A 14,416-nucleotide genomic window follows, 5' to 3' on the forward strand; every position below is an offset into this window, starting at 1 on the left:
ATTTTTAGAAGCTTGAGTCTAGACAAAGAAATATAAACAGAAAATAAAATACTTTGAGTTTTATTTTCTTAAAAATGTTTTCCCAACCGAAGCTTCCCACAAAAAATCATAGATGCCCTTGATACCTTCAACAATATCTTTCTGTTTTGCAACAACCAAAAATGGCGGGTTACCAGAAAAATGTATTAACATATCCTTAATAATCCACAACGAACCTTTAAACTTTAGCCCCGCCGGCATTTCTTTCAGAGTAATATCTTGACGAGATAATTTGTTTTTAGATATTCCCAAAAAAGAACCATCTGGAATAAGTGTTCTAGTAATAATCCCTCTCGCCTTCTTTATGCTAAAGATAAGCGCCTCTAAATCATCAGAAAAAATCTTTCCGTAATTACCTTCATGTGGAGTATCTATTGTATAAATAATCGTACCTTTAGTTAAGCCATTAAGGGTTTTTTCAATAAAATTTTTAATAGCCTTTTTTGTATCAAATGACTTAGCTGTTGGGAATCGTCCATTAATATGATACATAACAGGCAAAACTTCTTTTAATTTTTCAGCAATCTTAACTTTATTATTCAAAACGTCTACTAAAACCTGCGGGGACTCTACCCAATAAAAAGTTAAGCCCTTATAAACATGAACCGTAACATAATTTTCTTCAACAAGCTTATTTAAAATACTTATAACCGTTGTTCTAGGTAATTCAGCAAATTTTGCAACTTGCGATGCCTTGGCTTCACCTAATGTAGCCAGAGTCAAATAAACGCTAGCCTCATTTTTATTAAAATCTAGCTCTCGTAAATAACTTTTTATATCATTAGACATATATTTTTTAGGATTTTGTCGAAAAAGTTCGACAGCTGTATTACTATATAATACCCTATTTAAAGAGTATTATCAAGCAATCCTATAAAAAAATCTCCACATAAAAACAAATCGAACTTAAATCATTATATTTTAAGTAGAACATTAAAAACTAAAAGGAGCTTAAATGAAAACAGTTTATATTTATCCAGGAATCTTTTCACCTCCCACATTCGGGCATTTAAATATTGTCCGGCAAACTGCGGCAATAGTTCCAGAGCTAATAGTGCTATGCTCAAAAAATCCGGAAAAGCCAGACCCATGGTTTGCACCAGAAGAATGTAAAATATTATGGCTAACCTATTCTTTGCCAAAGAATGTTAGTCTTATGACTTTAACAGAGTTTTTACGACTACAAATCAAAGCTGAGCAAATTGTCATAGTACGGGGCTTAAGGCGAGTTGAAGAATTTTCTTATGAAGCAGCAGTGATGCGCTTAAATAAAGAACGCTTTAATTTAAGAAAATATCTTTACGTCTTTAGTCAGAAAAAATATAGGGACATATCTTCTTCAAAGACAAGGTTAATGGCTAGCACTCTAGATCTAGAAAACTTAAGTCAGTGTGTTTCTCCACTAACAATTTCTGCGCTCCTAGAAAAAACTTTGGACGTACAAAATATATTTTTAGTAGTTGGAAAGCCGGGCGCCGGCAAATCAACAATTCTAAAAAAGCTTAGCCGAATGAGCAAAAGAAATCATTGGATTAATACTGACAACTTTAATCAAAAACTGAAACCATTGTTAAAAGAAAAATTCGGAGAAAAAGACTTGATTGAAGTAGCCTTAAAAGATGAGAAAGAATTAAAAAAAATAATTGGTCCAGCCTGGATTAAGCTACTGAAAAATTCACTTTTAACTGCCCCGCGTCGAGCTAATGTCTTTATTGAAATAGCTTATGGCTTACAAAAAGATAAATTAATGTTTCGTTTTGTTGGTGGAAAAATAATTTACATTGGCTGTGATAATGAGACAGATAACTATAACAGAGTAGTAAAACGGGGTACTCCCAAACTCACTGCTTTCATAAAAAAAATTCCTGGGCAACAAGAGACCGAAAAACTAGCTAAAAAGTATGGTCTATCCGTGAGCTATATCGGAACTGATTGCACTTTACAAGAGTTATTTAAGAAAACTAAACAACTAAACACGCTTTTAAAGGAGGTGTAAACTATGCTTACAATTTTTGAACAAATAATCATTGGCCATTTAGTTGGAGACTATCTACTCCAATCAAAAAAAATGGCAATTGCTAAATCGGACAAAACTCTAAACGGCTGGCTATGGTGCTTGGCACATTGTGTAATATACACGCTATGTATTTGCCTTTTCACCGCAACAACTGAACCAATAAAAATTATTTTGATCTTTATGAGTCATTTTCCTGTTGATCACTGGTCATTGGCAGTAAAGTGGCTAAAAATAATTAAAGGCAGAACCTTCGCTAAGACAATGGAACCAAGTAACGTGCTTAATGTATTCGACTTGTCCTTTACTGCAATAGTTTATGTAGTAGTAGACAATACTATTCATATACTATTGATGTTGATTATATTCAAGTATCTTTAAAATCTGTATCTACGCCACAGTCTCTCAATAGAGGACTGTGGCTATTTTAAAATCTAGTAATCACTGACCCAAAGTGAGATTGTTTCTCAAGCACTCAGACACTAAATAAGATTTTTTTGTATCCCTTTTTTTACTTGACTGCTTAGAAATAAAGTTATAAGGTAGGGACAATTAAACTAATCGCAAATTAAAAATTCAAACGAAATGAAACGTTATGTATTCCCTGACCCTGATCATTCAAGGGGAGATAATTTTGAGGAAATATCTGAGAAAAGAAAGAATACAGTTGTAAGAATTGTAGTGCCTCAATCCGCAAAAGAAATAACAATTTTATTGAACGGATTGAAAGTAGAGTGGAAAGAAAATCCGGATGTTAAATTAACAAAAATTACTCCTGAACTTTCTGATCTATCTGTTTTGCAACTACCCTTTAGAGGACTATCCAAATATCGAAATGAAAAGATTCGATGCTGGCTTTATGACTTCGTAAAGCCACCTGCAACTATTGGTCAATTCCTAGAACAATATAAAGCCAGTAAAGATCAAAAAGTCCATATGAGCTTAAATCAATATGACAAAAATGCCCTTGAAATAGTCAGGCAGGAAATAGAGACTGAATTAGTTTTAGATCTTGATATAGAGTAAGATTTTCAGAGCCTTGTAGAGCCTTATAGATACTTGTATCTATAAGGCTCCTTTTATAAACAACACTTAAGAATAACGAAGTCTTCAGTTGACACGTCTAACTTGCCTAAGCTACCAACAGCAATTTAAAAAACTAGTTACGAGTTTAGTAGGCAGAATTTTAACTTTCTTCAAATAAGGGGTTAAAGATTATTATAGTATCCCAAAGCTTTAATGCACTTCAGCATTCTCTAGGTATAATGCTTGATTATTCTTGTACGCTTCTAAACATTTTTCTATACGAATTCCTAATAGTTTTCCTAATAGTTTTTGAGCTTCTAACAGAGGTAAAAAAGTATATTCAGAAATTTCTTCCTCTTGCAATGTTATAGCATGTATCTGTTGTTGGGTTAGTATCCCACCATAAAATAAAAATTGAAGACTCTCACCTTTTTCAGAATTATTTTGATAATCCACGCACATAAATCGAACATCAAGAATATCAAGTCCTATTTCTTCTTTAATCTCACGTATACAGGCTCGACGTGGTGATTCATTTTCATCTACGGAGCCTCCTGGCACAGTCCAATAATCCTTGTATGGTGATTTTGTTAATAATATTTCGTTATGCTCGTTTAACAAAATAATACCTGAACCCATTCTTTTTTTAGGAAGATTAGAATATTCTAAATCAGATTTCATATTTTTTTATATTATTTATTAGAGAGATTAGAAGCTACTTTCAAAATTTCTATAACCACTTGATTAATATCTTTATTTGTATCAATAACTATCGCATTCATTTTTTTAATATTATTTTCCCATTCATCTTTTGATGTAAGTATCCATTCTTGAATTTCAGTAGTTTTACCAAAGTCATTTGAAGTTCGAGAGGATAATCGCTGAAGAATAACTTCGTCATTGGCTTTTAATAATATTAGCTTATCATAGAGAGGGACTATCTCAAATATATTTTGCGGCTAAGTGTACTATTGTTGCGGAGGCCTCAAACCCCCTAAAACTTCTTTTTTCAAGAAAATTTACTTCTTTCGGTAATACTTTTGAAAAATCTATTGAAATTATTTGGCTCAAATTTTGAGGAATTGGCTTATGAATAACATATCCTTGAAAATTTATAAAATACTTTTCACCCTCATCTCCATCAGACCTTTTTTTAACATCGCCCCAAACGTAGAAATGAGCTTTAATTTTTTTATTTATAGTTTCTAACTTTGTTAACGGATTGACCGATTCTTTAATTTGATTTGAAAAATGATTTTTAAAAAAAATAACTTCAGAAAAATTCAGGATACCCTCCTGTTGTAAATCTTTTTTTAATTTTGAAATAAAATCAGATTTTAATTTTTGTCTTTCTGAGTCATTTTCTGAATATATCGAAATTACAATACCAACTTTATTTTTCTTATTTCTCGGCAAGTAAAATTTATTAAACGCCCAATATCCAACCCATATAATCAACAATACCGGATAAAAAAATGGTCTTATCTTAAATCCAATATAATTTGCGAAATCAACTACTAAATTGTCTATTACGACAATTGCCCCAAGCACAACAAACAAGCCCAAAATAAGGGTTTTTGTCTGTGGTAATTTTTCCTCTGCAATAAAAAGTAGTTTTTCTAAATCCATATTTATATTTATCTTAAAACATTAACTAATCTCTATCTGCTTAATAAATCCATTATTAAAATAATTATTTTTTACATTCAACGATTTGTATCTCTTCATTAGTTAAACCATATAACTTATATACCAGCTCATCTATCTGATGTTCAAGCTCCCGAACCTTTGCCTGTTTTTCAGTATTTTCTAAGTAGTCATCTGTTTTGGTTATTTTGAGGATACTTTCAACGAGACCAATAAGTGGTTTCTGTTGGTCTATCGAAATTTTCATGATTGGAATTTCAGAAAGTGGTTGATAAAATAACTCCAATATTCCTCCCTTTCTTTTTCCACGCTGGCAAAGCCATACATAGTATAATTTTGAATTCAATAACCCCAAAACAAATTTCAAAGATATCTGTTCATCTTTCTGTCCGAGAAAATATACATCTGATGCTGCATACCAAGGAATCTCATTATACCCAAATGTATTAGTTTTACTTCTATAAGGAGCCACTATTTTTTCACTTTCAAAAATTGTCTTCGTACGAGACCTCCATAAGTCGTACCAATTTCGCGAACCTTTATGTACTTCTCGTCTTTCTTGTAAATTATCTCTGTATTTTTCTAGATGCTTAATAATTGACTGTATTTTATTTGTTTGTTCATTTCCATCAAGATAAATTACTAACTGATTCGTAGTATTTTGCGTAATCCACCTACTGATATCGCTATTTTTATACCACGGTTTTAAATATTCTTTTTCATTTATTCTCTCCGCTTCATCTTTAGATAAAACAAAAATCCCATCACCGACTTCCGCTTTAAACTTATACTTAATTATATGCTTTAAGCTAACCTTGTTAGCACCTGTTACTAGTCCTTGGTTGATTTCACATACATCCTTTAATATAACTCCTTGCTTTTTCATTTTAATTAATACTTTCTCAATCGGATTTTCCATGTTTCCTATACCACTAAGACGCATATATTTTTCTTCACCATCATAAAGTTGTATTTGCCTAAGAAAATAGTAATCTGATTCATTATCTGCTCCAGAAAATATGCTATTTAATATTTCTGCGTTTGCCATCCCTGATCTTCTGCTAGTACAAGTATGAGCCAATAATTCATTATTGTTATCTTTACTAAAGATAGTGATCATATTATGTTGTCCAAGTGCCGATTCAAATATCTTTAATTCATTAAAATTTACGATATTATTAATCACTGCTCTTGCTTTTAAATCAGCCCTGAGTTTATTGGCACCAGACGCGGTTATATAATAATTTGTCGAAATAAATGCACATAACGAATATGGTTTACCGAGATCTAAGGCAAGATGAAAAAAGAAATAAAATAGATCCATTTTCCCTTGATAAAATTTTCCTAAATTTCCTGCTGCAATTGGTCTAAATATTTCTTTATTTCCGCTTTCTCCAACATACGGTGGATTTGCGATTACAACATCAAAACCTCCTTTCTCCTCAAACACATCAGCGAAATGCAGTTTCCATAGGAAGAATGGTTTAATTTTAGACTTTTTTAATTCCTGAATTTTTTCTAGTTCTGAAATTTTTCCATGTTCTCTTAAAGTAGCTTCAATTAATTCCCATTGAAGTTTTTCAATTTGCTTTTTTATTTCTTCTTTTTTATCTTTCTTGTTCGTCTCAAAAAACTTTTTTTGTAAAGATTTTAATTCACCAGCTTTTATCTTGGATTCATTGTGTTTATTAAAGTCAAAAAGCCCTAATTTTTCTACATCATTTTTCTCATCCTTAAAAAGTTTCTTTAATTGCTCGTTGAGTTTTTTTGCTCTTGTTTCCAGTTCAACTTTTATAAATGATGTTAACTCGTTTTTTGTATGGAGACTAAAATACTCTTTTTGTAGTAAAGATTGTTTTTGTTTAATTTCATCAATTTGTTTCTCTTTATCATTTGTAGTTTGAAATATTTTTTCATCAAAAAGTTTTATTCCTTCATATTCTTCAAGCAACGAATTTCCTTGCATTATTTTATAATCCAGATTTGGAAGTACTGGAGGTGCTATACTTGAATCATTTGATTCATACTCCACAATAAGAGCTAACCAAAAACGAACTTTGGTTATTTCCACAGCTCCTGGTTCTATATCAACTGCATAGATACAATTCTCTAATGTTTCCTTTTTAATATCATAAAGTGATAACTCTCTTCCTGATGTATTTTGTTTATGCAAAAAGTTTGTGTTTAGGTAGTATCTCACGGAAGAAATTTCATTTAGCATCCCCATAGGAAATGCTCCCGAACCAACAGCTGGGTCAACAATCTTTATATTACGAAGTGAGGAGTCAACTTTTACAGATATTTCTTTCAACTCAGGTAATCTTTTCACTATTTCTATTTGTTTTTCATCTTCAACTATTAAAGACAGATCTGTATCCTTTATTTCAAATAATTTTCTAATTCGTTCTTCAGGGGCAGTGTTCTCTGAGACTAAATGCTGAATGAGACTTTCTCTGCACATATAATGGACAATCTCTCGTGGAGTATAAAAAGCTCCCTTGTCTTTTCTATCTTTAACTTCAAGCAAATTTTCAAATATTTTTCCGAGCATCTCTGGATCAACTGAAATTTCTTGGTCTGATGGAGTATTCTCATCAACTGTAAAGTTATATTGATCAAAGAAATCAAGTAAATTTCCAATAGTTTTGTTGGGGATATAAATAGTACTATTCTCCCACTTATAAATACTCTCAAAAAGTCCACCATTTAAAAATGGGATACGACAATTTAATTTTTCATAAAGATCATCTTTTCCTCGTTTCTCTGAAGCCAAGGCCTCATAGAACATTGGCTCAAGGTAATCATTAAAATAATTTTTATTTGATTTTTCACAAGTTGTGAATAATGTCCTTAGAAAAGCTTGGTCTCCGGAACCCCAATTCTCATTAGGCCTCACGCCCAACCATCCTTTCTTTTGCACAAAATACAAAAAAACTATTTGCCCCATCATCTTTTTTACAAAATCATGTGATGTTGAAATATCAGTTTTTACAACAGTGTTTTGGAATACTTCATTTTTGTCAAAATCTTCTCGGGTATCAAGAAATAAATCGCGATATTTCTTGAAGAACTCTTTTGTGACTTTTTCAACCGAAAACATCTCCCGAAGTTCTTCGAATTTAGTGAAATTGAATGATGATACTTGTTGAAAAAAAGTAGTGTTAGTTTGTTCTTTTGATACAAAATAAGTAAACCGGCGAAAAGTACTATAATTTACTTTAATCCCAACATAATCAGCATAGATCAAACTTATGCGAAAATCTCCCTTACTATCATAATATACAAAAATCCCTGCTCGAGATTTTTGGAAATTCTTTAAAATTTTCTTACTTATGTCGTATTGTGTTTTACGACTTGTTCTCTCGTTTAAAGAGCCTAGAGAACGAGCACAAATAACCACAATATTTGTATTATCTTCAAGATCAAAATCGCCCAACTGAATAAAATCTATGAATTGTTTATCGTTGAAATCTACAAGTAAATTATGTTTAATTCTAAAAAAATCATGACTCTTTAATACATCCACTAAAGATTCTGGAGAAAAATCATTAATAAGTTTTTGAAATTTTATTTGACTCATTTTTTAGATTAAATTTTTCTGTTCTCAATTGCGATAACGACTTCTTGAGTATTCAATTTTGTAGCTGATTTGATTTTATCTAAATAATCAAACCCAAGATTATTTCTAAGCTCATTGAGTAATTCTAATATCACTTTTGAATTGTCTTTTGAATTTTCAATAGTAGGTAAATCTGCCAAGCGGCGAAGTGTAAATGTACTTAGAGTTTGATAATCAGTAAGATCATCTAATAAGGTACGAACGAATGATGCAAAATCTTGAACGTTCTCATCAAATTTTTCAATATTTTGCAGAAGCGTGTTCAAATTATTAAATGATTTAGTTTCAATTGCCATTTGTGATGACTGTTGTGTTTTCTGTTCTATAATTTTTGCCTTATCGTAATTTTCCCAAAAGGGCGCGCTTCGTGAAACAGACTTTTCTTCCGGGGTAGATTTTATTCTCTCAAGAACTTCTTCAATATTTAAATCTCTGGCTTCTTTTTCTTCATTGATCATTCCTCGCACAAAAAGAGGTCTACCTTTACGAATAAAAACTAGTAAGTCATTTTCTTTATATTGCTTGGCAACTTTAATACGAGCAGGTAACATTTTTATTTTTTCAATAACTTCTGGATATTTTATTTTTATACCATAATAAAGACGGCGAATAGTGGTAATAAAACTTTCGGCTTCAACTTCTTCCGGATTTTGTTGTATTTTAGTGAATAAACCAGCAGCTGAAGGCTTTTCATCTGGACTAAATATTTTTGAATCTTCTCCAAGAGTACTATGAATCATGAACATTTTAGCTTCAGCAATCTCCCTGTTTTTCACATGCTCAGCTCCTTGTATAGTTGGGAAAAAATTATAAATATAAAGATTTTCAAAAACCTTTTGTCCAATACGGTTTATACGACCTACGCGCTGTATAACTCTTGTTGGATTCCAGGGAATGTCATAATTTACAACAGCACCACTTTTACTTAAGTTGAAACCTTCTGATATTTTATCAGTACCAACTAATATAGAAAAATTTTCTTCTTGTTTTTTTTGACTTGCATCAAAATTTTTAAGAACATCATTTATACGTCCCGTAGAAGTACTTCCATAAACAGACAAAACCTTATCTTTAAACTTTTTATCTAAATTTTCAAAAATATGTTTTGCAGTATCGGCATATTCTGTAAAAATAACAATTTTTCTCTCTGGTTCATTTTTATTCTCTTTTGTATTCAATATTATTTCAATTTGACTCGACAACGCTTTAATCTTAGGATCATTCTCTACTAATTCTAGTGACACTAATTCTGCTTTTATTTTTTCAAATAAATCTTTATCATTTTTTAAATCCTTCAAAAATTTATCTTTATCTTTGAAGTTCTCAATTGTATACTTTTTTGATTTTTTATCATTTACTAAATCTTCAACGGAATCTGCTATCTTTGCAATACATTCCGCAACTTCATCATCATCACCATCCGAAATGGTTTCAATTAAATCTCTATTTAAGGTAAACCTACCGTTAGTTTTGTCTATGAACTCTAAGGCTTTAGAGGTTATTATATAAAAATTATTTATACTTTGAGCAAATGCATTAAATGAACTTTCAAAACGCTTTATAAGCAAACGTCGCATAAAATGGAACAAACTTGTTTGCGAAATATACTCAAAGTTTTCTTCTTCTCCAAGTATTTTTTCACCTTCAACTAATCCTTTTTCATAAACAAAAGGTCGATACATAGCACCAGTAAAAACACCGTCTTCGCAAAAATATTCACCAATAACACGATCATAAAAAGATGACTGCTCTTTTGAGAGCGTAAAATACACTTCTCTCGGATCTGCAACTTTTGATAAATTCTTTACTTCTTTTGAATATTCTGGATCATTTTTTAAATCAATTCTGTTACGACGAATTACAACAGGTTCTATTATCTGACGAATTCTATTTGAGATGTATTTTATACGTCCATTTACCATTTCAGGATTAACCTCGGTACTTTGAAATAAAATTGCGTAATCAGAAATTGCTTTTTCTTTTTTCTTTTTATCTACTGAGTTATAATTTTTATTTATTTCATTAAGACGTTTAAATAAATTTCTATAATCTCTAAACTCCACTGAAAGATTAGGGGCGACTGTAAGTTGTGATTTTCCTGGAACAATAAATAATTTCAGTAAGGAGAATATATCCGCTGGAGAATTATTGAAAGGGGTAGCGGTTAACAAGATTACCTTACGATTTTTACAAATCATGCTCAGTAATTCATAAGCTTCTGTATCTTGATTACGAAAACGATGAGCTTCATCAACGACAATAACTTCAATATCATTTCTCTCTTGAATAAAACTCAAAGTATTACGAAGAGTAGCTAAACCACAAGATCTAACATCCCAATTATATAATTCAAAATCTTCAAGATATTTTTTCCAACCAGAAGACTTATTATCATCACCGACCAGACCCGGGGGACAAATAACAAGACCCCTCTTCCCTAATTGTTTTGCTACCATTCCAGTAATAACACTTTTACCTAATCCAACAACATCAGCAATGATAACACCGCCAACCTCTTCAACCATTCCTAAGGCTTGAGCAGTAGCATCTAACTGATATTTATACGTCTTATACCCTTTTCTTTCTAATAACTCTTTAATTGAGCTGGAAACCTCTACTTGCGATTGAGCATCAAGATAATGTTGCAGTATTGAAACATAAGCTTCAAATGGAGTTGGCTCGGCGATAAGCGTTTCTTTTTGCAATAGACTAATTAATTCTTTTTTATATTGCTCCGTTTCTGTTATCTTTATTGAATTTTCCCAAAGCTCATCAAAATACTTATCCGCATCTTCTGTTCCAAAATCTCCTAACTCAACATTAAATTCATGTTGATTTGAAAGACCTGATTTGGTTAAATTACTACTCCCAGTAATAAAAACAGATTTTCTAATAGTTGCTAATTCATCTTTTATTTTAAAAATATATAATTTTGCATGATTTGGTTCTAATGTCTTACGAATTTGTAATTGGTTGTTATTAATTAATTTAATAAAATACATTATCTGGCCTTCAAACTCTTTATTGTCAAATTCATCTGTATTTAGAGAACTTTTGACGGAACTAAAATAATTTTTTATTTTTTCTCTATTTGTTAAATTATTACCATTTTCTGAATATTCAAAAAGACCATGAACACCTTTATCTGCATTAAGACCCACTAATACATTTATTCTAATATCGGGGCGATCTTTAATACTTTCATATAGTTCAGCTATCCCAGAAAAATAGAAAAACCCAACGAGAAAGCTAAGTTCTTTACTATTACCAATAAGCTCAACTAATCTATTTTTTAAATCTTTTCCTTCTTCATTTGTAATGAAATTACTCATATTTAAAGATAATGCTTAATATAATAACCCTAACAGAAAAACATTAAAAAATAAAGAGATTTTAAGAATCAACTTATTATAAATAATGGCTAAATTTAAGGGAAAATTACTGTTAAAAGTTACCTACTTCTAGCTCCTAGATTAGTGTCAGGGTCTGCGTCATTAATGTGTGTTAAGGAGGGGTTAATTAACTAAACACATACTATATGGATCAGACGAAATCCTTGACTAACCAGGGTATTGGTACCATACCTATAGCCGTTGAGACACCCGTTAAATACTGCTTATATGCGCGTAAATCAAGCGAATCTGAGGAAAGACAGGTGCTTTCCATAGATAGTCAGATTAAGGAGATGCTTCAGCTAGCAGAACGAGAAAACCTCGAGATTGTCTGTATGAAGAGAGAATCTCACTCAGCTAAGGAAACAGGGCAAAGACCAGTCTTTAATGAAATTATAGGGGAAATTAAGGAGGGAAAATATAACGGTATTCTCACCTGGGCTCCAGACCGAATCAGCAGAAATGCAGGGGATCTTGGGATGGTTGTAGATTTAATGGATGCGGGCATTCTTAAAGAAATACGAACTTATGGGCAACGATTTACTAACTCACCCAGTGAGAAGTTTCTTCTCATGATTTTAGGATCAACAGCTAAACTAGAAAATGACAATAGAGGTGTCAATGTAAAACGAGGCATTAGAGCGAGAGTAGAAATGGGCTTATGGCCTAATCAAGCGCCAACTGGCTATCTTAACCAAAAGTATATGGATAAGAAATGCCAACCCATTCTTGATCCTGATCGAGCTCCTATTATAAAAAGTCTGTTTGAAAAAGTTGCCTATGAAAAATGGCCAGGTAGAAAATTATATCATTGGTTAAAATTTAATATTAATTTCAAAACTATAGGTAATAAAAATCTATCACTTGGTAATATATACAGGATACTAAAAAATACTTTCTATTATGGGGAGTTTGAATACCCGGCTAAATCAGGTAATTGGTATAAAGGTAAGCATGAACCATTAATTAGTAAAGAATTATTTGAAGAAGTGCAAAAACGTATAAAGAAAGACGCTATTATAAATCATAGAGAATTTACCTTTGCACGACTTATGACTTGTGGAATGTGTGGATCGGGGTACACGGGAGAAGAAAAGTATAAGCAACTTAAAAATGGTACGGTAACTAAGTATATTTATTATGGGTGTAATAGATCTAGGGATAAAAATTGCAAAAGTAATTATGTAAGAGAAGACGAACTTATAAAGCAATTAACTATCTTATTAGACAAGATGGAATTTGACCAAGAAAAAGTAATAGATAAGTTTGATCATGATCTTAAAAGATTTAACAAATTTCAAAAAGGCGTCCTAAAACAAAACGATCCGCAAGCGAATCATGAGGATGTGAATTTAAAAGTATATATGGAATATATACTTCAGGATGGGACCATGGAAGAGAAAAGAGAGTTGATGAATTGCTTAAATTCTAAAATTAAAATTGCAGACAAAGTTGCGTTTGTATAATTCTCATCCTGAATAGTCGCTAATATACTACTTGTAATACAGCTTTTTTTCTAGAATAAATTGTAATTTTTTCAATACTTTTTTCATTTATTTTAAATAAACGAGAGAAGTTTTCTAGTATTTTCTGTTTTAATTTATCTTTATTTTTTTCAGTGGTACTAAAAAATAAACGATTACTCTCCCACTGAGCATTAACTTCTCCGAAAGTTTCCTCATCTCCAGGAGATATATAATCAATTTCAATATAAAACAAACTTTTTTTATATAAAAAATATTTTATACACACATCAACCGATATTGAATCGTTAATGGGGTATGAAAAATTCACATTACTTGGTAAAGGAAATTGATTTGGATAACGCTCAGTTTGATCAAGCGCTGAGGGGTGAGCTGTATCACTATACTTCGATCTTTCATCCCAAAGTTTCTTAATCTTTTCTTTTTCAGGATCAGTTAAACGAATTAATTTTGCTACTTTATCAACTCTTTTTTTAAAACTTCCACGTTTAACAAGTGAATTAATAACTACTTCTATCGACTTAAAATGGTCTAGAACTATTTTTTCTGGACTATCTTTTACAAAATGCCCTATAGATGATCGGTATAAATACTTAATAGTACGTTCTAAAATATCATCATGGAAATTAAAAATGTTTTCAAGAAAATGTTGGGTATCTGCATGTCTCCAAATATTTAGCTCTGGGCGGTTTGGCAAATATATAATTCCACTCTTCACTATAAATTTCAAATCTGATTCCACCCCTTCGTCATCTAGAGCACTAATTTTATTTACCTGATAAAGATAAGGAGACAAAATACTATTTCTCTTAGTGTAGTTTTTAAAGTCTTGTGCATAAGAAACAGTTAAATATCTGCAAATTTTGTCAAAGTACCTTATTGCTCCTCCTACCGCTGAGTTTATGTCTCTCTCCTTAATATCATATATCATAACGTACTCGGATTTGAGCCTAATAGGATCGACATACAACAAGGTTGAAGCATATGTTACATACTCATCATCCGAGAAAATGCTTTGTATTGGAGAGAATTTTTTTAGCCTTTGGTCTTCGAAAGAAATTTTCATGATTTCACAACCAAAAATTTTTCCAGGCGTAAGAACCTCTCCTATTATGAGAGCGTATATTCTATAATTTGGTTTTTCTAAACCAATCATATTTGCAATTATAGCATTAAAAGACCGAACACACGGCTC

General features: G+C 31.3%; 11 protein-coding genes. 4 read left to right on the top strand and 7 right to left on the bottom strand.

Features of this window, described 5'->3' with window-relative positions; genetic code table 11:
• Window positions 1-60 precede the first annotated feature (60 nt).
• Complete coding sequence (locus IPN41_04560; GenBank protein ID QQS60352.1) at window positions 61-828, bottom strand: hypothetical protein; 768 nt, start codon at window positions 826-828, stop codon at window positions 61-63.
• Between the two features lie 166 nt (window positions 829-994).
• Between IPN41_04560 and IPN41_04565 the strand changes: the two genes are divergently transcribed.
• The 3 genes from IPN41_04565 to IPN41_04575 all read left to right on the top strand — a co-directional run bounded on the left by IPN41_04565 (window position 995) and on the right by IPN41_04575 (window position 3,079).
• On the top strand, window positions 995-2,035 hold the full coding sequence (locus IPN41_04565) for an adenylyltransferase/cytidyltransferase family protein (protein ID QQS60353.1): 1,041 nt from the start codon (window positions 995-997) through the stop codon (window positions 2,033-2,035).
• A 3-nt stretch (window positions 2,036-2,038) separates the two neighbouring features.
• Window positions 2,039-2,434, top strand: a complete 396-nt coding sequence (locus tag IPN41_04570; GenBank protein QQS60354.1) for a DUF3307 domain-containing protein — start codon at window positions 2,039-2,041, stop codon at window positions 2,432-2,434.
• Between the two features lie 204 nt (window positions 2,435-2,638).
• Window positions 2,639-3,079, top strand: coding sequence for a hypothetical protein (locus IPN41_04575; protein QQS60355.1), 441 nt, complete (start codon window positions 2,639-2,641; stop codon window positions 3,077-3,079).
• 210 nt (window positions 3,080-3,289) lie between these two features.
• On the opposite strand, the gene IPN41_04580 is transcribed toward IPN41_04575, so the two are convergent.
• The 5 genes from IPN41_04580 to IPN41_04600 all read right to left on the bottom strand — a co-directional run bounded on the left by IPN41_04580 (window position 3,290) and on the right by IPN41_04600 (window position 11,677).
• Window positions 3,290-3,760, bottom strand: a complete 471-nt coding sequence (locus tag IPN41_04580) for an NUDIX hydrolase (protein ID QQS60356.1) — start codon at window positions 3,758-3,760, stop codon at window positions 3,290-3,292.
• 11 nt (window positions 3,761-3,771) lie between these two features.
• Window positions 3,772-4,029 (bottom strand): hypothetical protein, encoded by a 258-nt coding sequence (locus IPN41_04585; GenBank protein ID QQS60815.1) that lies wholly within the window; start codon window positions 4,027-4,029, stop codon window positions 3,772-3,774.
• The gene (locus IPN41_04590) at window positions 4,022-4,708 is read right to left on the bottom strand and encodes a hypothetical protein (GenBank protein QQS60357.1); all 687 of its coding nucleotides are present in this window, start codon (window positions 4,706-4,708) and stop codon (window positions 4,022-4,024) included. The genes IPN41_04585 and IPN41_04590 overlap by 8 nt, the downstream gene beginning before the upstream one ends.
• 64 nt (window positions 4,709-4,772) lie before the next feature.
• Entirely contained in the window at window positions 4,773-8,306 is a 3,534-nt protein-coding gene (locus IPN41_04595; GenBank protein ID QQS60358.1) for an Eco57I restriction-modification methylase domain-containing protein, read from the bottom strand.
• An 8-nt stretch (window positions 8,307-8,314) separates the two neighbouring features.
• The gene (locus tag IPN41_04600) at window positions 8,315-11,677 is read right to left on the bottom strand and encodes a helicase (protein ID QQS60359.1); all 3,363 of its coding nucleotides are present in this window, start codon (window positions 11,675-11,677) and stop codon (window positions 8,315-8,317) included.
• 206 nt (window positions 11,678-11,883) lie between these two features.
• Between IPN41_04600 and IPN41_04605 the strand changes: the two genes are divergently transcribed.
• Entirely contained in the window at window positions 11,884-13,203 is a 1,320-nt protein-coding gene (locus tag IPN41_04605; protein QQS60360.1) for a recombinase family protein, read from the top strand.
• A gap of 19 nt (window positions 13,204-13,222) precedes the next feature.
• Here the strand turns inward: IPN41_04605 and IPN41_04610 are convergent, their stop codons facing one another.
• Entirely contained in the window at window positions 13,223-14,377 is a 1,155-nt protein-coding gene (locus tag IPN41_04610) for a hypothetical protein (protein ID QQS60361.1), read from the bottom strand.
• Between the last annotated feature and the right edge of the window lie 39 nt (window positions 14,378-14,416).

It is taken from the genome of Candidatus Falkowbacteria bacterium, from assembly GCA_016699775.1.
Classification (GTDB): domain Bacteria; phylum Patescibacteriota; class Patescibacteriia; order Patescibacteriales; family Patescibacteriaceae; genus Patescibacterium; species Patescibacterium danicum.